General features: G+C 57.3%; 1 protein-coding gene. It reads right to left on the reverse strand.

Annotated features, from left to right (window positions below):
* Window positions 1–4 precede the first annotated feature (4 nt).
* The gene (gene repC, locus BLU05_RS25805) at window positions 5–1390 is read right to left on the reverse strand and encodes a plasmid replication protein RepC (RefSeq protein WP_091886922.1); all 1386 of its coding nucleotides are present in this window, start codon (window positions 1388–1390) and stop codon (window positions 5–7) included.
* Window positions 1391–1479 lie beyond the last annotated feature (89 nt).

The following is a 1479-nucleotide window of genomic DNA, read 5'->3' on the forward strand; positions in this document are numbered from 1 at the left end:
TTCCTCACCTTCCTTTGACGAGCCTGACGTGTTGTCCATTTGCGCGCAGTTGGGCAAGGAGCATGGGCCAGACGGAGAATTCGCCTTTTGCGGCTTTGTCGGTGAGGGATCTGAGATAACCGCCGGCGGAATTGATCTGATCGGCCCTTTGCAGGATGCAGGCCATGGCAATGGCGGCGTTTTCCTGACCGAGTACCGAGCAGGCTTCCTCATAGGCAGACGGGCTGACACCGAGCATGGAGCGCACGACAATGGCGGCGCCCATCAGTTCGGACCAGCTGGCAAGGCCGTTTTTGGCATAGGCCGATATGTCGGGACAAGCCTGACGGACAAGACCGAGCGGAACGGGTTTTGCATCAAAGACGGAGGTAAAAGTCTCACTGGCGGGCAAGTCAGCGCGTTCTACCGCAGCACGATCGGCCGGGCCAGCAGCCGCAGCGGCCAGCGGCCCTGCCCTATCGGGGCTTTCTGATCCTATATTCCTCGTTTCAGCATCTGTCGTCTCAGCAGGTTCATTGGGTGCAGTGTTTGGCACGTGGGTTTGGCCTTGGGTTTTTCTAAAGCCGGGTTCAAGATCAGAAGTGGATTTTGTATTTGAATTTTGTTTGTGGCGCTCAGAATGAGACTCTCTGGCGCTTGTTTGTTGTAAATTCAGCTTATCCTGCAACAACTTGCATATCTCCAGCTGTATGCACTCAAGCCCGTCCACAACCGGCTCCAGATCGCGGATCGTTGCCTGGCGTGGAACATCGTCCATCACAGCGCGAAACGCCGTGTAGTGGCCGCTCCAGTCAATGTGAGGCATCTCCTCAAAGCCAAGCTCGATCAGCTTGACGATATCACGGCGCAATAGCGTCACCTTCTCCTTCATCAGCTTCAGCTGCAACCGTTCAGAACGCACTGCTTCGGCCATCGCCTCGAATTCCTGCGATCGCACCACCAGCGGGGCCAGCGAGAAGCCAAACGCCTCACCGCCCTCCCCTGCCCCTGTCGCCCCTGTTCGTGGCTTGCGCGCATAGCGCTTGCCATTGGGGCTGTCTTTACGAAAGATCAGGCCGGTTTCCACCAGCGCGCTCAAATGCCGGCGCAAGGTTGCAGGTGCCATGCCATGGGCGCGCAATGACAGTTGCGCATTGGATGGAAACACCACCAGCCCGCTCATCTCGGCAAGTTCATTGTGCGGATAGAACGTCAAAAGCGCGTTCAGCACCACCAGCGCCCGATCAGATATCCCGATCAGCGCCCTTGCCTCGCACAATGCGCGAAACAGCTTCCATTTGTCGACCGAAGCCTCTGGATCGACCTCCATTGCGCCAGCCTGCGTTGCCAGCATGCCAAGCGACAGCGATCGCCGCCCAAACGGCGTCGTGAATGCATTCCCCGACTGCATCGTCCTCTACCTTTCAATAGGCAAAAGATCCACGCTCGCCCAAACGACGCCAATTACTCTTGACACTGATTCCCGGAAATGCGATTCTC

The organism is Phyllobacterium sp. OV277, assembly GCF_900104355.1.
GTDB lineage: Bacteria > Pseudomonadota > Alphaproteobacteria > Rhizobiales > Rhizobiaceae > Phyllobacterium.